Here is a 23,226-nt window from a genome sequence, read left to right as displayed (position 1 = left end):
TAGCATTTGATCTGGTAAAATTGTATATTTATAGTCGATAAGATACTTGAGACGATTTTAGATGCAATGATATAAAAACGAAATGAATGAAATATCAGTTAGAAATAACCACCTTACTGGTTCCTGTCAATGTGCATCAACTGTTTGAGAAATGTGAATGGCCTGAACTAAACTGTTTTGACAGAGAAATGGTTGAAGGCTATTTCTCTGATTTGGTGAATGGTATTCAAACCGATGAGGCTTTGGACGATTGGACGCTGACCGTTGTCCTTTATATCGGCACTTATTTGGGAGCCAACCATATCAGTATCTGGAAACATGGAATCACCGATACGGTAACTAAAGAAAAAGTGCTGACGATAGGTATACCTCTTCCTTGTAGTAAAACCATTCGTTGGGGAGTGAAGAAGAAAGGACGTTTTACCGGTAAAATACCGGATGAAAGCTTTAGGAGGAATAACAGACTCCTTCCCGTCAACTTTGCAAAATATGATAATATGGAGACCTATATAGAAGATAACATCCGGATAGCCCTTTTGAACCTGTTTGAAGTTGGTTTTACCCTGAAAGGATATAAAGTAAAGAAACGGTGATAAGTAACTGAATTGTAATCAAACTTCTTTTTCATAGGGATTAAACTTGCTTATCCCGGCAGGAAAACGTATCTTTGTTGGTAAGAAAACTATAACCGCAAGTTCTGATTATAAAACCGGAACTTTTGATTATGTAATCAGAAGTTTCAGTTATAAAACCAGAACTTGCGGTTTTAGTTTGTCCTATAGGAAAAACAACTTTTCCTGTAGGGGAGAACAAGTTTTCTACCTATAGCGAGTAAGTTTTCTATTAATAATCAATATTTCAAATAAACTTTAGTATTATGGCAATGTACGTAATGGAAGAAATGCCCGATATTCATGGAACGGGCGAACAGGTACTTTATCCTCGGTTTGCAATGATAGATCAGGTATCTACCGAGGATTTAATACGTCAGATAGCATCCAGCAGTGGCTTTAATGTCGGAGATGTGGAAGGCGTAATTACACAGATCGGTATTGAAATGGCACATCAGATGGCAGAAGGCAAGTCTGTGAAGCTGGATGGTATCGGAACATTCTCTCCTTCGTTGGCGTTATGCAAAGATAAAGAACGCGAAAAGACCGGAGAGGGTGAAACCCATCGTAACGCACGAAGCATTGTGGTGGGGAGCGTGAACTTTCGTGTAGACAGGAAGATGGTGAGGCGTATCAACGGAAGATGTCTGCTGGAAAGAGCTCCGTGGAAGTCGCAACGCTCTTCACAGAAGTATACACCGGAGCAACGACTAGCATTGGCTGTTAGATATCTGGAGGAACATCCTTTTCTGACGGTCTACGAATACCGGAAACTGACAGGTCTGCTGCGCACGGCGGCTACCAATGAATTGCGCCAATGGGCGTATACGCCCGGTTCCGGTATCGGGATTGATGGCAGAGGAACACATCGGGTGTATATAAAGAAAACATAATTCATCATATTTGTATGATGATACTTTGAGATTTTGAATTAAGAGCATTGGGGGGAATTGCGGTGAGGGCGCTTTTCTTCAGGGATGTGCTTGAGTGATAACTAAAATTAATAAAAATGGGGAATTTGATTTCATTTATGAAGGAAGTAGCTGAAGGGCTTCGAAAAAGTGGGAATTATGGAACTGCTCATGTTTACAGGAGTAGCATGAATGCTATCATTGCATTTAATGGGAGCAGGAATCTGTCATTCAAGAAAGTGAATCAGGAGTTTCTTAAAAGTTTTGAAACGTATTTGCGGGAAAAGGATTGTAGTTGGAACACGGTTTCAACCTATATGCGTACATTGAGGGCGGTGTACAACCGCGCGGTTGACCGTCGTATGGCATCTTATATACCGCATCATTTCCGGTATGTTTATACAGGAACGCGTGCTGACAGAAAGCGTGCACTGGAAAAGGAGGATATGGAACGATTGATGAAAGAGCTTCCCAAACAAATTCATCAGGGAAGGGAAGAATTACAACGTACGCGCGCGTACTTTTTCTTAATGTTCATGCTTCGTGGTATGCCGTTTGTAGATCTTGCCTATCTTAAAAAGCAGGATATGGTGGGGAATGTGCTTACTTATCGTCGTAGAAAAACCGGGCGGCTTCTAACTGTGACGCTTCTGCCGGAAACTATGAAACTAATAAAAAAGTATATGAACACCGATTCTGCTTCTCCTTATCTTTTTCCCATACTGACTGGCGGAGAAAGTACCGAAGCTACCTACAGGGAATATCAGATAGCTTTGCGTAATTTTAACTATCAGCTTCTGTTGCTGAAACAAGTACTTGCATTGACTTCTGATTTAAGCTCATATACGGCTCGGCATACTTGGGCTACAATGGCATATTATTGCGAGATACATCCAGGCATTATTTCAGAGGCGATGGGACATTCATCTATTATCGTCACAGAGACTTATCTAAAACCTTTTAAGAATAAGAAAATAGATGAAGCGAATGTGACGATTCTATCTTCGCTGAAGAGGAACTATATTTGTGGCAAGTAACTGATTAATAGTGCTGTTACTTTGTAGGTAACGGGGAGAAAAGACGCTGCAAATATGAGCATATTTCTTAAAACATCCAAACAAAATCGTACATTTTTTCTAATAAACTACTCAAAATAGGAATAAACACAGAAGAACACGTGGATTCTTTGTCTTAGAGCTTTGTTAACGTCTAAATTTTGCAATAGATTTCCCGCCCCTCTACTTTTTCTCATAAGCAGGGGTAAGAAGATTCGTCATATATCGTATTATTTTCTAGTATAGACTACTCCAAAAGAGCAGGCACAAGGGTTTTCCCGTTACCTACAAAGTAACGGGAAGAGGGGGAGTGAAGCGAAATAAATCATGAATTAGTACAAACAAATTTTTTATTTATTAATTGTATAACATTTAATTTACTTTTATGAGAAAATGGACGTATTTAGTCGCAACCTTGCTCATGGCAGGTACGACGGCGACATTCACGGGATGTATTGATACCGATGAACCGGAAGGCATTGCAGAACTTAGGGGAGCAAAGTCTGATTTTATCAAAGCTCAAGCTGCAGTTGAGCTTGTAGAGGCTGAATTGAGAAAAGCACAGGTTGCAGAGCAAGAGTTAGTTAATGCAGGTTTGGCACTTCAGAATAAATCTGCAGAAATTGATTTGCAGTTGCATGAACTGAATATTCAGTTGAAGCAACTCCTGATTGAAAAGGAAGAAGCTGCTACTGCACAAGCTAAAGCGGAAGCGGAAGCTGCCATTGCAAAAGCGGAAGCTGACAAAACTAAGTGGGAAAATGAAAAGGCATTGATTGTTGAGCAGTATAAGGAAAAAATGCTTCTTGCCGAAACTGTCACTGCTAAAGCACAGGAAGCTTACAAGCAAGCTATGGAACAGATTGAAGCTTCCAAGTTATTGCTGACAGATGAAGAACAAGCTCGTTTGAATGGTGTACAAGCGCAAGTCGCCTATGCAAAACAAGCAATGGACAAGGCAATGTATGGATATTCAACAACTGTTATCAAAAGAATTCTGTCATCGGAAGTTGCAAATTCCACTACTACTACAAATCCGGATGAAAGCACGGAGACTAATTCTTCTACGACTAAGTATTATGTTTATCTTATTACTGAAGATCCTACCCAGTCTGTGGATGGCTATAAAGCCGGTAGCTTAAAAAAACTTCAGGAGCAATTAGCTAACTATTCTGATATAGTAGCTGATAATAATTTAGAAGCGGTTTTGGATAATGCATTGAAAAATGCAGAATTTGCTTTAGAAATGACGCAGAAGTATGCTGATAACTTGAAAGCTATCTTGGATAATGAGTATACTACTGTTGCAGATTGGGAAGCAGAAGTCAAGAAGCTGGAAGAAGAGATTGCTGCTGCAAAAGTCAAGGAACAACAATATAATATTGAAAAAGGTAAGCTGGAAGTTGCTAATCCTAAACTGATATCTGACTTGGAAGCTACTAGCAATAAGTTGGAGACTGCTAAAAATAACCAGAACTCTAACAAGAACAAAGCTAAAACAGCTGCAGCTTATTCTAAGAAAGTGGAGGCTGAAAGTGTAAAGAAAGGATTAAATGATGCAATATCTGGTGGAACAACTGTTGCTGGTTATAATTCTAATACTGGTACTTTTGCCTATGCTAAAGGTATACAAATTACTGAAGCACAAAGTCAGATTGATGGTTGGGTTAAGCTGATTGATAAGGCTACTAAAGGTGTTGATTTGGAAAATATAGAATGGGCCAAACCACAATTGGCTACAGCTCTTGCAGCACAAAAAGAAGCAGAAGAGAACTATGCTAAAGATTATAAAGCATGGGAAGATGCAATGGCAGCTTATGATGAAAGTCTGAAAATAGATTTGGAGAAATCAGAGGCAGCCGCTAATGCTGCAATAAAGAAATATAATGGACTTAAACCAGAAGATAGAAAAAAAGAAGCTAATATTGATGCTGTAGCTACGGCTTTAGTTGCATACTATAAGGATGCATTGGCTAAAGAAGCACAAGTTACTAAGGCAACTGCAACAAAAGGAAGTGATACGAAAAAAATCTCTGCTTGGTTGATAGCAGACGCTGATAACTTTAAAAAAGTTGTTGGAGTAGATTTAGGCTTTATCATTTGGGATGCTGGTGACATTGCTACTGCAAATGAAATTAGTAAAGAAAATATTGGAAAATTAATAGATGTAGAGCAAGATTCCAGTGTAAAGACTCCATTGGAAAAGTGGAAATCTGCTTCTTCTGCTGTATTTAGCGATAATTTCAATTCAGGTAATAATCCAAGAAGATTGCCAGTATCTAAGGACGAAGTAATAGCTGCGGCTGGTGGTAACCATGTAGACGCTTTGAAGAATGGTAATTATGGTTCTCTTGGTAAGATGATTTGGGCAACAGCAGAAACGGCTAGTCTACAGGCTATAATTGATCAGGTAGAAACTTACAAAGCTTTGAAAGAAGCATTTACTGCTCAAAAAGCTGTAGAGCAGGCTGCTCAAGATAAAGCAAATGCTGCTTTGGCGGATGCTGTAGATAAAGCTAAGAAAGCTAACGACGAAGCCCAGGCTGCTTATGATAAAGTCTTTAAAGAAGTAAATGATAATATTGAAACAGTACAAAAAGAATACGGCAATAATGAAATTATCAAAGGTAAGATTGAAACGGAAATCACTGTTTATTTGAATAATAACTTTACTAATGGTGATTTAGGTTCCTTGGAAGCTATCAAAAACTTGGTTAAGGAAGAATACATGATTGCTCTGGCAAATGTCACTGCCGCTAAGGCCGATGTTGCTAAAGCTAAGAGAAATATAGAGAAATTAGCGGCAGGTACTTATACTGATACAGATTATATTACTGAATCATTGGCAAGTATTCAGGAAAATATCAAAGTAAAACAGGCTGAATATGATGCTGCCAAGGCAGACTATGATGCTGCAAGCGCTCAATTGAAAGCACTTCTTGCTATCTTCTTGAAATAATTCCCTAACTACGTAAAAGTAACAAGATGATAAAAAAACTATGCACATTACTTTTGCTGACCTGTATGACAGCTGCGCCTTCAATGGCGCAGCGTTACAGCAGCAGTGATGATGCGTCGTTTGTCCCGAAGAAAGGACAGTGGCAGGTTTCAGTCCTGCTTGGTAGCGGAAAGTTTTTTAATGAAAACACTTCTTATCTGCTTCCCAAGTTCTCCAATGATGGAGGAGTAGTCGGACTTCCAAATGGAGGGACGGATAACTCCGGCGATCTGAACCGCTATCTGAACATCGGGAGTCTGAATAATAATAGTCTGGTCAATATAGCCGGAATTGAAGGTAAGTATTTTGTGTCTGACAATTGGGATGTAAATTTCCAGTTCAGCATGAACGTCAGCCTCACTCCTAAGAAAGACTATGTAGAAGGAGACAACAGTGTACCCGACATGATTATCCCTGCGCAAAGTTATATCAATGCACAGATGACTAACAACTGGTATGTATCTGTCGGTTCCAACTACTATTTCAAGACTCGCAACGAACGTATTCATCCGTATCTTGGAGGCGCACTCGGCTTCCAGATGGCACGCATTGAAACAACCGAACCATACACCGGAGACACCTATAAGGATAGTGACGACTCGGAAGAACTTCCGTCACAGGTCTATGTTTCCGGAAGTAAAGCCGGTCAGATGTACGGTTTCAAAGTAGCTGCCGTAGCAGGTATTGAGTATAGCATTGCCAAAGGTTTTGTTTTCGGTTTCGAAATGCACCCTCTGGCTTACCGCTATGACTTGATACAGATTTGCCCGAAAGGATTTGATAAATATAACGCCAGTCACCACAATATCAAAATATTTGAAATGCCTGTAGTGAAACTGGGATTCAGATTCTAAGGATGAATGATTATACAAATGTATGAATGAAAAGAGAAAGCCGTTCAGCTGATAGTGCGGACGGCTTTTCTTTTTTAAAGAAGAATGAAGAGCTTAATGAACAGATATGTGAAACTTTTATCTTTTCTTCCGGGAATATGTCTGATAGTGGCTTGCACCGGGCATCAGATAAAAGGTTACGAGATTAACGGTAGTACACCTTTGCCCGAATTCGAAGGAAAAATGGTTTATATGAAAGATTTTTCGAGCGGGCAGCTGGTAGATAGTGCAGAAATAGTCCACGGAAAGTTTGATTTTTCCGATACGGTGACTATTGTGTCGCCCGTAGTAAAAGTGCTTTCTATTCGTGCCGGCAAATCGGGACTGGAATACCGCCTCCCTGTTGTCATAGAAAATGGTAGTATCCAAGCCTATATTTCCGATGTGGTTTGCACAGGAGGAACAATGCTGAATGAACGAATGCAGGATTTTCTCATGGCTGTTGATGAATATTCTACAGCCTGCGAGAACAAGCAAACGGAACAGATAAAATCCGGATTTGCGGATTTATTGAAAAAATACATAGAAATCAATGATGACAATGCAGTAGGAGAATATATTCGGACTGCCTATCGTTCATCACTTTGATGCAATCAGATTGCTTTTAAGACTATAAACTAAATTTCCCACATAATAATATCCTCTCCAGATATTTCCTCCATATTTTTATAGAAGGGAATGTTGCATAAGAGAGACAGAAATGCGCCCTTGTGAAAGTCCATATTTCTGTATTGTTATGTTTTGAGGACGTTCCCGTATTTCCCATTCCCTTTTTCCCCCGGGAACGTCCTTTTCAACGACCTTCTGTTGTATATCTCATATAACTTACGCTGTATGGAAGAATCTAGTGGATCTGTACTATTGGTAACTTTTCATACAAAGATAGTGTTTTTTACAAATACTTTATATCTTTGCAAAACAATGGCATATGCCGGGATTTAACCATACCACTGAAAATATGAAAACAAAAACTTTATTAGGCTTCTTTCTTCTTTCTGTTATGGCTTTTTGTGTATCAGCCTGTCAAGATGATGCAGAGATTATCTTATTTAGTGGTTCCGAACTGGTTGACGAAACAGGAACTTGTACAAACACAGTTTCTTCTACAGTCTTGTATCTTAACGGATGGGAAGCGGAGAATATCGGGATAGCCAATGGAAAAGGTGGCTACTCTGCACAAAGCTCCGATGAAACAATTGTGACAGCAACAGTCATCGACAACCGATTATGGCTTAGTTCGCATGGTAAAAAAGGGAAAGTAACGGTTACCGTTACTGATAAGGATGGTAATTATGTCACCCTGCCTGTGACTGTTTCTTATGGCGTATTGACATTTATGTGCGTCGACCAACCTGAATTTCAGGTTTCCAGACCCAGTGAAGATATGTTGTCATTGGATTCGGAAAGCGAGTTGCAGGAAAAAGTAAATGTGGCAATGGCTCCTTATTCTTTTATAAATAAAGGAGATATCTGCATTTTGCGGCCGGATGATGTATATCATTTATCTGAAGAAGGAACAGGAGGGAAATTCATTTATAAGACAGAGGATGAGCAAATTCTTGTTGAAGGAACATACCAGATAGAGTGGGCTTCATTGGGTGGAAAACAGAAAAAGGCTTTTGTTTTTACATATATAGATAAAAATAATGTAGAGCAACAACACACGTTTTTTAATTTTAGTCCGTATTTAGGAACTCAAAGTTCTACAAGAGAAAGAGGACCGATTACTACGGCATGGTTGGAGGAGGTATCCGATTCACCTTATCTGGAAGGAGTTTTGCCGGCGGATAGAACAGTTGTATATTGGGTGGATACAGTGATTTCCAGTTTGTCTGCCGAGGCTGTGTGATTGGAAGTAACTGATTAAAAAAGGAAAAGCTCTTTATAAGGGACTGAATGTTTGGAAAGCCCTTGAAGCGAAAATCATTCTTATTGAGATATTAAAGTGCACCCCAAAAGTTTTAGATCTAACTTTTGGAGTGCACTTTATTCAAGGTCCTTTCGGATATTCAGGTGAGTATATTTTCAGCCACTTTCTGATTATTTACGTATATCTTATTGCAAAGCCCGGATACGTACTTCTGTGCCTGTCTCATTTTTCAATCCGTCTTTTACTTTATGGATATCTGTTTCTCCGTAATGATAAGGGTACAAAACACGTGGCTTGATGATTTTGGCTGCCCGTATCGCTTGTTCCGGTGTCATGGTATATGGTTGGTTAACCGGCAGAAAAGCGATATCAATATCTTTCACTTGGTTTAGTTCCGGAATATCCTCCGTATCTCCGGCAATATAAATACGAGTTCCTCCTAAAGTCAGAATATATCCGTTGTCACGTCCTTTGGGATGAAATTTATCCCTGCCGGGAGTCGTATTATAGGCGGGTACGGCTTCCAGTTTGATATCTTTGGCGAGTTGAAGCACATCACCGTTCTTCATCTCTTGTCCTCTATTCAGCTTTTTCCGGCAGTTAGGATTAGCTATAATTTTGGTCTGGTTTGTTTCGATAGCTGCTATTGCTTTAGTATCGAAATGGTCGCCATGTTCATGCGTAATCAGAATGAAATCCGCTTTCGGCTGTTGTGTATAGTCGGCATAATCGGAAACAGGATCAATGAATATTTTTTGTCCTGCATAGTCCAGTAATAAGCTGGCATGTTTGAAGAAAGTGATCTTCAAGCTTTTACCATTCTTGGTGGTAAACGAATCCATTTCAAAGTTTGACATCTTTGCTGTCTGATTAATTGGTTTATCAAACGAATGGGAATAAGAAAATCCGTAAGAAAGGCATAATACGAATGCTACTAATAGATTCTTTTTCATATCTCTGCAGAATTTGGTTCCCTGCAAAGATAAACATCCGGGAGGATTTATCGGTTCACATTTGAAATGATTCTCTTCGAAATTAACTTTCTTTTTGTGGAAAATAAGAAGGCACGGGAAATATTTCATTCCCGTGCCTTCTCTTATTATTTTATGCCTTTACGGTATTCTTATGCGTTCAATGCCTGTTCGATATCAGCAATAATATCATCCGCATTTTCGATACCTACCGATAGACGGATCAAGTCCGGGCGTACACCTGCTTCCATCAGTTGCTCATCCGTCAACTGGCGGTGAGTATGGCTCGCCGGATGGAGCACGCAACTACGTGCATCCGCCACGTGAGTAACGATCGCAATGAATTCCAGTGAATCCATAAACTTGATAGATACGTCACGTCCGCCTTTCAGTCCGAAGGAGATGACTCCGCAGGAACCATTCGGCATATATTTCTGTGCAAGGCTATAATATTTATTGTCCGGCAGTCCGCAATAGTTTACCCAGGCAACTTTCTCATTTTTAGAAAGATATTCGGCTACTTTCTGCGCGTTGCGGCAGTGTTGAGGCATACGCAGGTGCAACGTTTCAAGTCCCAGATTCAATAAGAAAGAATTTTGCGGGCTTTGGATGCTGCCGAGGTCACGCATCAGTTGGGCAGTTGCTTTGGTGATATAAGCACCTTTGCCGAATGCTTTGGTATAAGTCAGTCCGTGGTATGACTCGTCCGGAGTACAAAGTCCCGGGAATTTTTCAGCATGAGCATCCCAGTCAAAATTACCGCTGTCTACGATACAGCCACCTACGCTTGTAGCGTGTCCGTCCATGTATTTGGTAGTAGAATGAACCACGATGTCAGCTCCCCATTCAAATGGGCGGCAGTTGATCGGGGTCGGGAAAGTGTTGTCAACAATCAAGGGAACCCCGTGACTGTGTGCGATGCGTGCAAATTTCTCAATATCCAGTACTTCAAGAGAAGGGTTGGAAATCGTTTCACCGAATAAAGCTTTTGTATTCGGTTTGAAAGCTGCAGAAATTTCTTCTTCGCTGGCATCCGGATGAACGAAAGTCACATCGATGCCTAGCTTCTTCATAGTCACGCCAAACAGGTTGAACGTACCTCCGTAAATAGCGGAAGAGCAAACAAAGTGATCTCCTGCCTGACAGATATTAAAAATGGCATAGAAGTTGGCAGCCTGGCCGCTGGAAGTCAGCATAGCGGCTACACCACCTTCAAGGGCAGCGATTTTGGCGGCAACAGCGTCATTCGTTGGATTTTGCAGGCGGGTATAAAAGTAACCACTGTCTTCCAGGTCGAACAGGCGGGCCATCTGCTCGCTGGTATCGTATTTGAAAGTTGTACTTTGATAGATGGGCAATACGCGTGGTTCGCCTTTTTTAGGCGTCCATCCTGCCTGTACACACAGGGTTTCCGGTTTGAATTGTTTTGCCATAATGTTATCGGGTTTTAATGTTTTATTTCAAAAAATGTTTTAATGCTGCAAAAGTAGGGAAAATAATTGTATTTTTGCCCTGTTTATGAGTGAAATGATACTCTTGCGAAGGAGATAGTTAATGTAGTTATGAAAAATAAACTCTATATTCTTTTATTCTTAGCTTTTCTTTTTTCGGGCACAACTCTTTGGGCACAGCAGAAGGCAACCCCGAAGGCGGGTGAAGGTATCTCTTCTTTTCTGTTGAGGCACAACCGCTCTCCGAAGAAGTATTACGACGACTTTATTGAGCTGAATAAACAGAAACTGGGAAAGAACAATGTGCTTAAAGTGGGCGTGACGTATGTTATTCCTCCCATCAAGAAATCACCTTCCGAAAATACCGGGACAAAGCAACAATCTCCGAAAGCTAAATCAACAAAAATAGGAACCACTATCAACGAACCTTTGTTTGGAAAGCAACTGGCTAATGTGAAAGTCACTTCCAACCGTCTTGCCGGTGCTTGCTTCTATGTGGTCAGCGGACATGGAGGTCCTGATCCGGGTGCTATCGGGAAAGTTGGTAAATACGAATTGCACGAAGATGAATACGCTTATGATATTGCCCTCCGTCTGGCACGTAACCTGATGCAGGAAGGGGCCGAAGTCCGTATCATCATTCAAGATGCTAAAGATGGTATCCGTGATGATTCATACCTGTCAAACAGTAAACGGGAGACTTGTATGGGTGATCCAATTCCTTTGAATCAGGTGCAACGCTTACAGCAACGCTGTGATAAAATAAACGCTCTTTACCGGAAAGACCGTAAGAACTACTCTTATTGCAGGGCGATTTTTATTCATATTGATAGCCGTAGTAAGGGAAAACAAACGGATGTCTTTTTCTATTATTCGAATAAAAAGGGAGAAAGCAAACGATTGGCAAATAATATGAAAGATACGTTTGAGTCAAAATATGATAAGCATCAACCCAACCGGGGCTTTTCCGGCACAGTAAGCGGGCGTAACTTATACGTACTTTCCCATACCACTCCCGCTTCCGTCTTTGTGGAGTTGGGTAATATCCAGAATACGTTCGATCAGCGTCGGTTGGTGATGAATTCCAATCGTCAGGCACTCGCCAAATGGCTGATGGAAGGCTTCCTGAAAGACTATAAGGAGAAGAAATAACATTTTTACTTCTCCTTTCGTGAACAAAATAAAAATCTGAATGTTTTATATATGCAAATCGCCTGATGGCTACTTGTAGGTATGCGAATATATATAGGCTAGTGAATATGCCTCCCCGGCATAACAGGAAGATTGCATAGTAGTTTTGTCGTGTTTTATTTTGTGTTTGTGTTGTGACGGTGCTGCGATGTGAATCGGGGTACCGTTTTTTCGTTTCTCTTGAATTCCTTAAAGGGCGTGCTATTTCATTTTCTTATCATATTATTGAATAAAATCTTATCAATCCTGTGAACAAAATCCGGAAATGTATGTTATTTATTGTGCAAATCGCCTGATAAAGCTTCTTGTGTGTATGCGAATATAGATAAGTCAAGCAAGGTATGCCTCCCCGGCATGACAGGAAGATTGCATAGTAGTTTTGTCGTGTTTTATTTTGTGTTTGTGTTGTGACGGTGCTGCGATGTGAATCGAGGTGCCGTTTTTTTTGTCACATATAAAGAAACGGCAGGCTTACAAATAAGAAACGAGCTTACAAATCTCCTAAAGTATATCATAGAATCTTTGCAAGCTCGTTGTATGAGTGGTGCTTTTGCGCACCTTATCTAGTTGTTATAAAGGCATATTACCATGCTTCTTGGGCGGGTTTGTCTGCATCTTGTTTTCCGTCATTTCCAGTGCCTGAATCAGACGTTTGCGAGTCTGTCTCGGATAAATGATTTCGTCAATATATCCCAGCTCGGCAGCCTGATACGGAGTGGCAAACTTTTCTTTGTAGGCTTCCAGTTCCTTGGCCTTTGTTGCTTCGTCAGCTTTGCGGAACAGGATATTGATGGCGCCGTCCGCACCCATCACAGCAATTTCTGCACTTGGGTAAGCGAAGTTCACGTCAGCTCCGGTCTGCTTGGAGTTCATTACGATATAAGCACCACCGTAAGCTTTGCGGGTAATCACTGTCAGTTTGGGAACAGTGGCTTCTGCAAATGCATAAACTATTTTTGCACCGTGACGGATGATACCATTGTTTTCCTGCGTATATCCCGGAAGGAATCCCGGAACATCTTCGAATGTAATCAATGGAATATTGAAGCAATCGCAGAAACGGATAAAACGGCTTGCTTTGTCGCTGGCATCAATATCGAGAACACCGGCAAGATAAGCTGGCTGATTCGCTACGATACCTACCGAACGACCTGCCATACGGGCAAAGCCAATGATAATATTCTTAGCAAAGTTCGGCATCACTTCGAAGAAATAGCCGTTGTCTATAACACGTTCGATAATGTCTTTCATGTCATACGGTACGTTCGGGTCTACCGGAACGATTGTATCCAGAGAAGTATCTTCGCGGTTTGTTTCGTCAGTGCAAGGTTTTTTCTTAGCTTCATCCATATTATTCTGCGGTAAGAAAGAAAGCAGTTCACGGATGCTCATCAGCAATTCTTCTTCGGTATTGCACATAAAGTGAGTCACACCGCTTTTGCTGCTATGTGTCATTGCGCCACCCAGCTCTTCTTTACTTACTTCCTCATGAATCACAGTTTTTACTACATCCGGACCAGTCACAAACATGTGACTTTTTTCTTTCACCATAAAGATGAAATCGGTCAGGGCAGGAGAGTAGCAGGCACCTCCGGCGCAAGGACCCAGGATTGCCGAAATCTGTGGAATCACACCGCTGGCCATTGTATTCTGATAGAAAATATCAGCATAACCGGAAAGGCTCTCGATCCCTTCCTGGATACGTGCACCGCCCGAATCATTCAAAGCGATAATCGGGGCACCGTTCTTCAATGCAAGTTGTTGTACTTTCACAATCTTTTTAGCATTGGAAGCTGACAGTGAGCCGCCATATACCGTAAAGTCATAAGCGTAAACAAACACCTGGCGACCGTCCACCTTTCCGTAACCGGATACGATACCATCTCCCGGAATTTTGTTCTTATCCATACCGTAGTTCGTACAACGGTGAACCATCAACTTATCCAGTTCAACGAAAGTACCCTTATCGAGTAACATCTCGATACGTTCGCGGGCAGTCATTTTACCGCTTTCATGTTGCTTCTCTATTTTATCAACGCCTCCACCAAGAGAAGCGATGCGGTCACGTTCCTCGAACGTGGCGTATGCTTTATTTATTTCTTCCATAATGCAATCCGTTCTTATTATTATGCAATCGGTTCTAATGTTATTAATGTCTGTTCGCCGGTTATGCTATCACCTTCTTGAACCAGAATTTCTTTAATGCGGCAATCCGAAGTCACTTTGTAGTTGCTCTGCATCTTCATTGCTTCGATAACGATGACAGTATCTCCCGCTTTCATTTCCTGACCGACTACAACAGGTATTTTCACTACCTTGCCCGGCATCGGAGAAATGATACAGTCATTCTGTTCCTCTTCCCCTTTCTTGCGCATCCGTAGATATTTCGCCTGGCTGTCCACAATTTCTACATTGAAACTGCTATAATGCGTATTCACTTTATAGCTTTTCCCGTTATCACGGCGAATCAGCTGTGCATTCGAACTGCGTCCGTCCATCAAGATGTTGCAAGTGCCGTTTTCCGCCATCACTACATCTGCTTCAAACGGTTTTCCATCAATGGTAAGCACCACCTTGTTATCTTCCTTGCTGACCAACTCTACTTCGGCCACACGGTTTCCTATATGAATTTCCATAATTGAATTCTCTTTGTTAAAATTAGATTCTCAACACTCCCTTGTGCAGTCCGAACTCTTTCCATTTGCTGATAGGACGGTTGTCGGTAGCCATACCGCTGTTGTTCTCTTCGAGGTTCATCAAGTAGTCCATATAGGCGGCAATCAAAGCAATATTTTCGGAATGTTCGCTGGTGCGCATGATGCGTTGTTGCAGATATTCGCCGTTCTTGGTGATGAATCCTGTATCATAGTGACCTTCCACGAAATCGGGAGTGTCCATGATGGCACGCAGATAGCTGATGTTGTTTTTCACACCGGTCAACTTATATTCGTGGAGTACGCGGCGCATCCGCTCGATAGCGTATTCGCGGTTGGTAGCCCATACAATCAGTTTACCGATCATCGGGTCGTAGTAGATTGGAATTTCATATCCCTCGTACACATAACTGTCAATACGCACACCGATACTGTTCGGCTCTGTAATCTGTTTGATGATACCCGGACTTGGCATGAAATTCATTTCAGTGTCTTCGGCACAGATACGACATTCGATAGCGTGCCCGCGTTGCCGGATATCCTCTTGTTTCAGTTGAAGCACTTGTCCGTCGGCAACTTTAATCTGCTCTTTTACCAAATCTACCCCAATCACTTCTTCCGTAATCGGATGCTCCACCTGTAAACGGGTGTTCATCTCAAGGAAATAATAGTTGCGGTGTTTGTCAACAAGAAATTCGATAGTACCCGCACCGATGTAGTTCACCGCTTTAGCCGCAGCTACCGCCTTTTCACCCATATCTTTCCGTAGTTCGGGAGTGACGAAAACCGAAGGAGTCTCTTCTACGATTTTCTGGTTACGGCGTTGCACGGAACATTCGCGTTCGCATAGATGAATGACATTTCCATGCTTGTCACCAAGAATCTGGAACTCGATATGATGAGGCTCTTCAACGAACTTCTCCAGATAAACCGTGTCGTCGCCAAAGGAAGACAACGATTCGCTCTTGGCAGTAGTATAAGCTTCTTCCACTTCTTCGGCACTGTGGATGAGGCGCATACCCTTTCCACCACCGCCCATAGAAGCTTTCAGCATCACCGGGTATCCGATCTTATTGCAAAGTTCTATGGCTTCTTCCACACTTTTCAAATTGTCTTGTGTGCCGGGAACAACGGGTACTCCCGCCTCGATCATTTTGATACGGGCAGCAATTTTATCCCCCATGGCTTCCATTGTTTCCGGATTAGGTCCGATAAAGATGATTCCTTCTTCCTGACATCGACGGGCGAAGGTAGCATTCTCGGACAAGAAGCCGTAACCCGGATGGATGGCGTCCGCATGAGCTGCTTTCGCCACTTCGATGATTTTTTCTATATTCAGATAACTCTCTTTGGATGCTGCCGGCCCTACGCAATAAGCTTCGTCTGCATAAAGCACATGCTTCGCGGTCCGATCTGCTTCGGAGAAGATAGCGATACTCGTTATCTCCATCTCCCGGCAGGAGCGCATCACCCTTACGGCAATTTCACCGCGATTGGCTACTAAGATTTTTTTTATCATACTTTTTTCAATTAAGTACATACTTATTAATGTCTTCCCATCTAATGGACATACTCCACCCGACGAAAAACAGTATTTTTTTGATTTGGGGCTTAACAAGTGATGCTCTTTCTCCTAACCCACGAGGAGGGGAGCGTCTTACACAAAATGGCAGGTCTTCTGACTGACTCTTGTCTTATTTGCCTTCCCGATTAACATCAGTGGCGTTAAATTAGTTCAATTATAAGACATTGAACAGAGCTTCACAGCAGCGGGACTGTTCGGGACTTACACCCGATTCCCTATTAATCGTCGTCCGTTGGATACGGATTCTGAACCATTTCGGGGGGCAAAGATAAATAAATATTAAATAAGATGTTCCTTTTTTGCACGAAAGTTTCATTTTTGTGCAATGCTTGTCTTTAAATAAGGATTCTTTAATTAGTGTATAACCTTGCTACTTTTCTAAACTATATTTCTCCTGATATTGTTAGGTTGATAGTAATTAATTAAAAGGAGATATTCGTATGAAAGAAAAGAAAATAGCTCGTGAAGAAAGAAATCAGGAGAAACTGGCTAACGGTGATTGGGTAATGGCAGAGTTTTATGCAACGTGGTGTCCTCATTGCCAACGTATGAAACCGGTTGTTGAAGAATTTAAGAAACTGATGGAAGGAACATTGGAAGTGGTATTGGTAGACATCGATCAGGAACCTGCCCTTACAGATTTCTATACAGTTGAGTCGACTCCTACCTTTATTCTTTTTAGAAAAGGACAACAGCTCTGGAGACAATCCGGCGAATTACCTTTGGAAAGATTGGAAAGAGCAGTGAAAGGATTCAAATCCTGACGATTATTGCATAGTTTGTTACAATGATATGCGTAGCTGATTCTATGCTGGTATGTCTTTGTCTGGCATACTTCTAATATGCATAAAGAAAAGCAGAAAGTATTCTCCGGTGAGGTACTTCCTGCTTTTCTTTATTTTTATTGCTTTCTGTTGAGTCGTAACTCATACAGGCAAGCCTGTACCTCTTCAAGGCTGCCGGTATGTTTTCCTTCATCATCAGACAGTTTGATACATTCCCTCCATTCCTGATTGACATTCATCTTACATTGTGTCAGTTTCATCACGATGTTCGAAGGTTCGAACCCGGTATCGTTGGTGAGATTGGTACCGATCCCGAAAGAGCAGCGGATTTTGTTTTTGCAGTATTCTTGAATATCCAATGCTTTTGTAAAGTCTAGGGCATTGCTGAATACGATGGTTTTGGTTGTCGCGTCGATTCCCAACTCTTTGTAGCGGGCAACCAGCTTATCGATAAACTCAAATTCATTGCCGGAATCACACCGCACTCCATCGAAAAGTTTGGCTTGTTTACGGCTAAGGTTGCTAAGGAAGATGCCGGAAGTATATGTATCGGAAAGTGCGATACCTAAATCACCGTCATAAACATTCACCCAGTTTTCGAGTGCCATATAGTTGGCATGTTTATATCCGAACTGTGCTCCATGAAACATAAACCATTCATGTGGATGAGTTCCCATCATTTTCATTCCATATTTCATTGCAAAGTTACAGTTGGAAGTTCCGGTGCAATATTGCGCTGTTTCGTTCAGCTTCTTGATAACCGTTTCCTGCACATCAATGGAGAATCTTCTCCGTGTGCCGAACTCTGAAAAGCGAAGCTGATGTTGATTCGACAATTCTATTTTCTCCGACAGCTTGCAAAGAATCTCGTTCATGTCTGCTACATTGCCAAAGAAACGGTTTTTGATTTCGGAGACAATAGCGAGCAAAGGCACTTCGTATAAAGTCACTTTATAAAGCAAGTCAGTCACTTCGATGTGGAGATGACAAGCTTCATCCAGATGAATATCAATCTTATTCGGATCGAAACGAAAAGAAGACAACCACTCCCAGTAGACTCTCGGAAGGAATCTGCAGTTTTTCGTCATATATTCCAGCTCCTCTTCCGTAAACCTCAACTGACTAAGATTCTTGATCTCTGCCTTGAGTGCCTTCAGGAAATCTTTGGTATATTGAGTTTCATTCCGGTCGTTGAAACTAAACGTGCCCATTGCATAGGGAAACAGTTTGATATAAGCATACGATGTGGTAAACTTATAAAGATCGGTATCTAGTAATGTCTTAACAATCATTTCGTTCGCTCTTTATATTTTATAACGTCGTAAAGTTAGTATTTGTTGAATAATATAACGACTTAATCATTAATAATTATGCCTTTTTTTATTCGAGGGGAATAAAGCCAGGATCTGAATATATATTCTGTTTGCAATGGCAAATTCCTTATCTCTTATTATACTTACCTCAATAAGTCAAGCCGATTTTCAGCGTAATGGAATGGTGCGACAATTCTTCCTTAAACGTCGTATGGAAATACGGATCTTCCTGTTTCTTTGTCCGTTCCAGTTTCTGGAGTTCATAACCTGCCATCAAATTCAGTTTAAATTTCCGGTTGACCTTAAATTGTGCACCGATGGAAGGAGAGAGGTAAAAGCCTCCGTTTGCTTCTCTGTCTGTGGCAAAAGACCCACCGATATGACATTCCAGATAAGGAGTCAGTCTCCTGGGCTTCGTTATATAAAATTGCGCACTGGCATAAAGCGGAATGAGTAGTTTTTCATAAACAGAAAGTCCGCTACCCGCACCGATGGCAAACCGTTGACTGATGTGGTAGTGACTGACGATTTGCCAGTTGAAAGGCGTGTAAGAAGGCTGATTCATAGAAAAACCTGTCCCGATATATGTAGTGTAAGAGAGACGTCTGCTGTCTGTTTGTCCGTCGGCACATACAGTGATGAAAGATAGCAGCGCAAAGATGAATATAAATTTCTTCATAATGATGCAAGGATAGAGTCTGATAATATTATGGTTAGCTACTGCTATTGCACATACACGGTTATACTTTTAACGATATGCAATGCAGTTGTGAGTGAAGAAGTATCTTTGGTAAGATCTCCATTACTTCCATCCGGGCTACCGTGTCCGATCAGTTTGGCTGTAAATTCTTTCTTGCCGGAAGTCAAATCCACTTCTGCTGCGTAGACAAGGGCAGGCTGTCCGCTCCCTTCTTTTCCACCGGAGTAATTGGCGTCTCCTTCTTTGGCCGATTTCGGATATGCATCATTGAAATCTGTAGAATGATTGATTTCAATTTTGACTATAAACTTCTTCAACTTCCCGGTTGGCGACATCTTCACATTAAAACTACCTTTCGGAGTAGCTCCGCTGATACCGTCCGTCAACGGTTCCTTTTTGCTAGGGAGATATAACCCGTCTTCATATTGGATTCCCCGTTGATAACACCAATGCGGCAGCGCTTCCTTTCGGCGGTTACCGCCGGAGGCTTGCCAGGATTGAGTGGCTATTTTGTGTGTCACATACACGGTGGACAGATAATTCCCTTCCATGTCTTCAGTCCAGATTGCAATCTGGGGCGGATTTTTGATGTTGATGCCTAGAAACAAAGGAAAATTATGCAACCACTCTTCCCCTTTTTCAATAGATATTTTAAGATCGTTACTGTCGTATTCTACTAAATCCCGGTTGCATCCACTATTTATCAATAGAGAAAGAAACCATATTCCCATTATTGTCATTTTATTCATTTGATTAGAGTTGTTTTTGTAACCAGAGGTCTACTAATAGATTGATGCCTTCTTCCAATTCCTCCCAGCCGCTTTCCTGCTGAATCTTGAGGCCGTTGTAGACCGGGCAGTTTTCTTCGAGCAATGCCAGATAACTGATGGCTGCGGTGATGATGGAAGCCATAGCAGCAATCTCTTTTTTCGGATGTTTTGATAGTTTGCTGACTGCCTCTACCAGCCAGATTCCTTTCTCTTCCCGTTTGTTGCGCAACTCTTTCACAAACTTATTGTCCGTTGTCAGTTCCCAGCGATACAGGCGTTTCAATGTATAATTCTCCCGTAACCACATGATTTGTCTTTTGAATATCTGCTTGATAAATGCGGCTAAATGAGCCTGATCCGGTAACTCTTCATCGAAATTAATCCAATAGTCGTTCTGCTGAATGTAGGCTGCTATCAGTCCATCCAGCGAATTGAAATAACGGTAGATAAGCATTTTTGAAACTTTGGCCTTGGCTGCTACCGCATTGATCCCCAACCCCTCGAAACCGCTTTCTTCAATGATGTCGTTGACGGCTGTAATCAGGGTCATTTCCGTAGCCTGTCTGTTTTTAGTAATCTCTTTTTCCATACTTTGATACTTTTGTTACTGACTGGTCACAAAGATATGTTTCCTATCGGTAACATCAAGGAAAAAGAGATTATTTTTTGTAATGGTTGCCGGTTAATAGCCTATCATCTTTACCGATAATACGTTATCCGGTCGTTTTATGATAACGCCACTGTCGGATTATGAACGGTCAGTCCGCCATCCACCACAATCGTTTGTCCAGTGATGTATCTGGCATCGTTCGAAGCCAGAAAAGCGATGGTAGCTGCAACATCCTCCGGTTCTCCCAGATAAGGAGTGGCACATTGACCGAGGAAGATATTACGTACATCCTCATTCAGGTTGTCCAATGCAGCGGGAGTAAGTACCAGTCCCGGAGCTACGGCGTTGCAACGGATGTTTTTCTTTCCCATTTGAGTAGCGATATATTTCGTCAGGTTGATGACACCCGCTTTGCTGGCGCCGTATAAAGTACCGTTGGCATCAGCCGTAAGTCCGCTTATGGAAGCTACGTTGACAATGTTCCCACCACCATTGGCAGTCATGATAGGAATGACCTGTTGGGAAAGATACATCGTGCAGCAGAGATTCAGATGGAATGCTTCGTCAAAGTAGTTGATGTCCAGCTTTTCGATGCTAAGGTCACGTTTGGGATCAGTTCCTCCTACATTATTAATCAGTACGTCTATTCTTTGATATTCATTCATGGAAAAATCAATCAACTCTTTGCAACTCTGGAGTTCGGTGGCGGAGAAATAGACATGACGCACGTCAGCCCCTGCGTGCGTGAGTTCGTTGGCAAGCTGCTCCGCTCTTTTCTCGGAATGGTCAGCGATGACTACTTTGCCTCCTTCGGAGACAATGCGGCGTGTGGTTGCTTCGCCGATACCACCGGCGGCACCGGTGATGACAACTACTTTATTTTCGAATCTGTTCATATAATGGGAATTTGATGATTACCTTCTATTAGAAACAGCTGGCAGAGGAATTTGTTAGCCCTTATAAACTCTCTTTAATAAGATAAGGTGTTCGATTCGAAAACTTTTGCATCTTTTCCAGTTTTACGCTCTGATTATTTAAGAAAACTGTTAAATGTTAATGCCTGCCCACTCATTTGTTAATACGGCTCTGATTCTATTAAACCATGTTATAAGATACGCTGCTTTGGCCTCAAAATTTGGAGATAACCGAAAAGTACGTATCTTTGTACTGTGTTTTTCATAGTATTAGATTTAAGGTTAACAAAAGATTGGCTGTCTGGGATAGATAGCCTTTTTTTATGCCTGTAAGTCAACTGCAGACCGAAGAGATTAAAACAACGAATATTGGTTATCCCGCAGGCTTTTCATCTCCCGTTCCTTTACGATATCATCTTCGGATAAATGGCCGATGAGTAGCGGTGAGTTTTTATCATGTTTTCTCCTATTATATACTGCCGTGTTATAATTGCCTTTGATGGCATAACAATAAATACATCCGTTCAGGCAACTTTCATAAGTTCCGATATCAATGCTTTCAATGCAGTTGCAGATGTTACGCTGGTTTTTATCCTTTTGGGCGAGGATAGGATAACCGATGATCTTTTCTATCAGATCCTTATCAATACACAGGCCGCTCGGAATACCTAAATGTCTTAAATCCACTTTTACAGTACAAGTATCCAGCTGTATGTCGGGATAAACGTCGATTGTTTTTTTAAAGGAGACAGCCATTTCTTCTATTTCCTCTTGAGTCAGCGGATGGATGTTGAATAACCGTACAGAGTTCCGGATATGCTGGTAATGATCTATGAATCCCAGCATACATTTGGCAGTGTGGTCTTTGAGTTCGTCGGCAATCCGGGCAAATGCTTCCTGGTGGAAAGAAACATTGTATTCCTCGTTTGTCAGTATCGGATCATATCTCCAGATCACCCTTTCCCTGCCGATTTTATCAGCCAGCTTTTTAAAGGTATCCATTCGTTTATTGATGGAGGGCAAATGATTTTCCAGCTTTTCTCCGTAGGGGTTAAGTGTAAATTGGAAGTAATAGTTGTAATCCTGCAATTTCTCCAGTTGGTTGAGCATAGGTGCCGGGTTCTTGGTCCAGAAAACAAAGCAATCTACTACAGCAGGAGATAGAGAGATCTTGCTAATCATTTTCGGATGATATGGATTGGGCACTAATACATATCCTTCTTTAATCCGGTTGAAAAACCACTGGGAATAGAATGCCGGAATATCTGTCCGGCGGCTGGCACTGATTATCATAGTTCAAAGTTACAAAAAAAAAGACGATGTTGTTTCAATGATTCCCTCTTTTTTGTATTCTTACTTACCCAAGAAGTAACTTGTGTGAATGAATATGTTAAATGTTAACGTGTGAAGTCTGAAATGTTAATGCGCTTCCCAGAGTATTAAACCCTGTTATAATATGGGCTGTTTAGGCTCTAAAATTTGCTATTTACCTGAAATATGGTACCTTTGTACAGTGTTTTTTTCATAAGTATTAGATTTAAGGTTAACAAAAGATTGGTTGCTCGTGATGAGTAGCCATTTTTTGTTTTTATACACTATGATTGTTTATTCCTTAATCATAGTCAACAGCATCTTAAATCTCTCCACTGCTGTAAGGGCATGCGGCGCATTCGCCGGAAATACGATACTTTCTCCTGCTTTTACGGTGAACAGAGTTCCGTTTACAGTAATATTCACTACCCCTTCCAATACCTGCACGAGCGCATCAAACGGGGCACGATGTTCGCTTAACCCTTCTCCTTTATCAAAAGAAAATAAAGTGATATTTCCTGCCGGACTTTTGATTAACTGTTTGCTGATAACGCCTCCTTCAGTATATTCAATGAGAGAAGCCAAATGGAGCACAACTCCTTTTTGAAATGATTGTTCCATATTTGTTTTATT

21 protein-coding genes and 1 riboswitch are annotated in these 23,226 nt (G+C 41.4%); of the genes, 9 read left to right on the top strand and 12 right to left on the bottom strand.

All coding sequences use genetic code 11. The annotated features are described in order from the left end of the window. Positions 1 to 86: 86 nt before the first annotated feature. The 7 genes from imm9 to Bovatus_RS09480 all read left to right on the top strand — a co-directional run bounded on the left by imm9 (position 87) and on the right by Bovatus_RS09480 (position 8,317). Positions 87 to 593, top strand: a complete 507-nt coding sequence (imm9, locus tag Bovatus_RS09510) for an Imm9 family immunity protein (protein WP_004296812.1) — start codon at positions 87 to 89, stop codon at positions 591 to 593. A 284-nt stretch (positions 594 to 877) separates the two neighbouring features. Continuing rightward, entirely contained in the window at positions 878 to 1,504 is a 627-nt protein-coding gene (locus tag Bovatus_RS09505; RefSeq protein WP_004296814.1) for an HU family DNA-binding protein, read from the top strand. 116 nt (positions 1,505 to 1,620) lie between these two features. Further along, positions 1,621 to 2,559, top strand: a complete 939-nt coding sequence (locus tag Bovatus_RS09500; protein ID WP_004296815.1) for a tyrosine-type recombinase/integrase — start codon at positions 1,621 to 1,623, stop codon at positions 2,557 to 2,559. Between the two features lie 403 nt (positions 2,560 to 2,962). Then, entirely contained in the window at positions 2,963 to 5,536 is a 2,574-nt protein-coding gene (locus tag Bovatus_RS09495) for a coiled-coil domain-containing protein (protein ID WP_004296818.1), read from the top strand. A 26-nt stretch (positions 5,537 to 5,562) separates the two neighbouring features. Further along, positions 5,563 to 6,429 carry a BT1926 family outer membrane beta-barrel protein gene (locus Bovatus_RS09490; RefSeq protein ID WP_004321670.1) on the top strand — a complete coding sequence of 289 codons (867 nt, stop codon included), beginning with the start codon at positions 5,563 to 5,565 and terminating at the stop codon, positions 6,427 to 6,429. Positions 6,430 to 6,513: 84 nt separating this feature from the next. Continuing rightward, on the top strand, positions 6,514 to 7,056 hold the full coding sequence (locus Bovatus_RS09485) for a DUF4369 domain-containing protein (protein WP_004296822.1): 543 nt from the start codon (positions 6,514 to 6,516) through the stop codon (positions 7,054 to 7,056). A gap of 340 nt (positions 7,057 to 7,396) precedes the next feature. Beyond that, positions 7,397 to 8,317: a hypothetical protein gene (locus Bovatus_RS09480; RefSeq protein WP_004296824.1), complete on the top strand. Its 921-nt coding sequence runs from the start codon at positions 7,397 to 7,399 to the stop codon at positions 8,315 to 8,317. A 206-nt stretch (positions 8,318 to 8,523) separates the two neighbouring features. Here Bovatus_RS09480 and Bovatus_RS09475 read toward each other — a convergent pair whose 3' ends face one another. Both Bovatus_RS09475 and Bovatus_RS09470 read right to left on the bottom strand, forming a co-directional pair. Next, the gene (locus tag Bovatus_RS09475) at positions 8,524 to 9,420 is read right to left on the bottom strand and encodes an MBL fold metallo-hydrolase (protein ID WP_004296825.1); all 897 of its coding nucleotides are present in this window, start codon (positions 9,418 to 9,420) and stop codon (positions 8,524 to 8,526) included. A 41-nt stretch (positions 9,421 to 9,461) separates the two neighbouring features. Further along, positions 9,462 to 10,742 (bottom strand): O-acetylhomoserine aminocarboxypropyltransferase/cysteine synthase family protein, encoded by a 1,281-nt coding sequence (locus tag Bovatus_RS09470; protein ID WP_004296826.1) that lies wholly within the window; start codon positions 10,740 to 10,742, stop codon positions 9,462 to 9,464. A gap of 129 nt (positions 10,743 to 10,871) precedes the next feature. On the opposite strand from Bovatus_RS09470, the gene Bovatus_RS09465 reads away from it, so the two are divergent. Further along, positions 10,872 to 11,912 carry an N-acetylmuramoyl-L-alanine amidase family protein gene (locus tag Bovatus_RS09465; RefSeq protein WP_004296827.1) on the top strand — a complete coding sequence of 347 codons (1,041 nt, stop codon included), beginning with the start codon at positions 10,872 to 10,874 and terminating at the stop codon, positions 11,910 to 11,912. 609 nt (positions 11,913 to 12,521) lie between these two features. Here Bovatus_RS09465 and Bovatus_RS09460 read toward each other — a convergent pair. From Bovatus_RS09460 to accC, 3 genes are read right to left on the bottom strand one after another with little or no spacing between them, the layout of a single operon-like run. Next, positions 12,522 to 14,057: an acyl-CoA carboxylase subunit beta gene (locus Bovatus_RS09460; protein ID WP_004296828.1), complete on the bottom strand. Its 1,536-nt coding sequence runs from the start codon at positions 14,055 to 14,057 to the stop codon at positions 12,522 to 12,524. 20 nt (positions 14,058 to 14,077) lie between these two features. Further along, entirely contained in the window at positions 14,078 to 14,587 is a 510-nt protein-coding gene (locus Bovatus_RS09455) for an acyl-CoA carboxylase biotin carboxyl carrier protein subunit (protein WP_004296829.1), read from the bottom strand. 22 nt (positions 14,588 to 14,609) lie between these two features. Further along, positions 14,610 to 16,124: an acetyl-CoA carboxylase biotin carboxylase subunit gene (accC, locus tag Bovatus_RS09450; protein WP_004321665.1), complete on the bottom strand. Its 1,515-nt coding sequence runs from the start codon at positions 16,122 to 16,124 to the stop codon at positions 14,610 to 14,612. Between the two features lie 132 nt (positions 16,125 to 16,256). Further along, positions 16,257 to 16,460, bottom strand: a riboswitch (cobalamin riboswitch). Between the two features lie 170 nt (positions 16,461 to 16,630). On the opposite strand from accC, the gene Bovatus_RS09445 reads away from it, so the two are divergent. Beyond that, complete coding sequence (locus Bovatus_RS09445) at positions 16,631 to 16,954, top strand: thioredoxin family protein (protein ID WP_004296832.1); 324 nt, start codon at positions 16,631 to 16,633, stop codon at positions 16,952 to 16,954. A 137-nt stretch (positions 16,955 to 17,091) separates the two neighbouring features. Here Bovatus_RS09445 and pncB read toward each other — a convergent pair whose 3' ends face one another. The 7 genes from pncB to Bovatus_RS09410 all read right to left on the bottom strand — a co-directional run bounded on the left by pncB (position 17,092) and on the right by Bovatus_RS09410 (position 23,214). After that, positions 17,092 to 18,267, bottom strand: a complete 1,176-nt coding sequence (gene pncB, locus Bovatus_RS09440; RefSeq protein ID WP_004296833.1) for a nicotinate phosphoribosyltransferase — start codon at positions 18,265 to 18,267, stop codon at positions 17,092 to 17,094. Positions 18,268 to 18,436: 169 nt separating this feature from the next. Next, on the bottom strand, positions 18,437 to 18,967 hold the full coding sequence (locus Bovatus_RS09435; protein ID WP_004296834.1) for a hypothetical protein: 531 nt from the start codon (positions 18,965 to 18,967) through the stop codon (positions 18,437 to 18,439). Positions 18,968 to 19,011: 44 nt separating this feature from the next. Then, on the bottom strand, positions 19,012 to 19,737 hold the full coding sequence (locus tag Bovatus_RS09430; protein ID WP_004296835.1) for a hypothetical protein: 726 nt from the start codon (positions 19,735 to 19,737) through the stop codon (positions 19,012 to 19,014). Positions 19,738 to 19,741: 4 nt separating this feature from the next. Further along, on the bottom strand, positions 19,742 to 20,347 hold the full coding sequence (locus Bovatus_RS09425; protein ID WP_004296836.1) for a TetR/AcrR family transcriptional regulator: 606 nt from the start codon (positions 20,345 to 20,347) through the stop codon (positions 19,742 to 19,744). 137 nt (positions 20,348 to 20,484) lie between these two features. Continuing rightward, the gene (gene hdhA / locus Bovatus_RS09420; protein ID WP_004296838.1) at positions 20,485 to 21,264 is read right to left on the bottom strand and encodes a 7alpha-hydroxysteroid dehydrogenase; all 780 of its coding nucleotides are present in this window, start codon (positions 21,262 to 21,264) and stop codon (positions 20,485 to 20,487) included. Between the two features lie 372 nt (positions 21,265 to 21,636). Continuing rightward, positions 21,637 to 22,575: a DUF1848 domain-containing protein gene (locus tag Bovatus_RS09415; RefSeq protein ID WP_004296839.1), complete on the bottom strand. Its 939-nt coding sequence runs from the start codon at positions 22,573 to 22,575 to the stop codon at positions 21,637 to 21,639. 312 nt (positions 22,576 to 22,887) lie between these two features. Continuing rightward, a complete protein-coding gene (locus Bovatus_RS09410; RefSeq protein WP_004296840.1) occupies positions 22,888 to 23,214 on the bottom strand; it encodes a cupin domain-containing protein in 327 nt (108 codons plus the stop codon). Positions 23,215 to 23,226 lie beyond the last annotated feature (12 nt).

Source organism: Bacteroides ovatus (genome assembly GCF_001314995.1).
GTDB classification, from domain to species: domain Bacteria; phylum Bacteroidota; class Bacteroidia; order Bacteroidales; family Bacteroidaceae; genus Bacteroides; species Bacteroides ovatus.
Note: the sequence above shows the minus strand (reverse complement) of the source record. Positions and strands in the feature narration are given on the sequence as shown.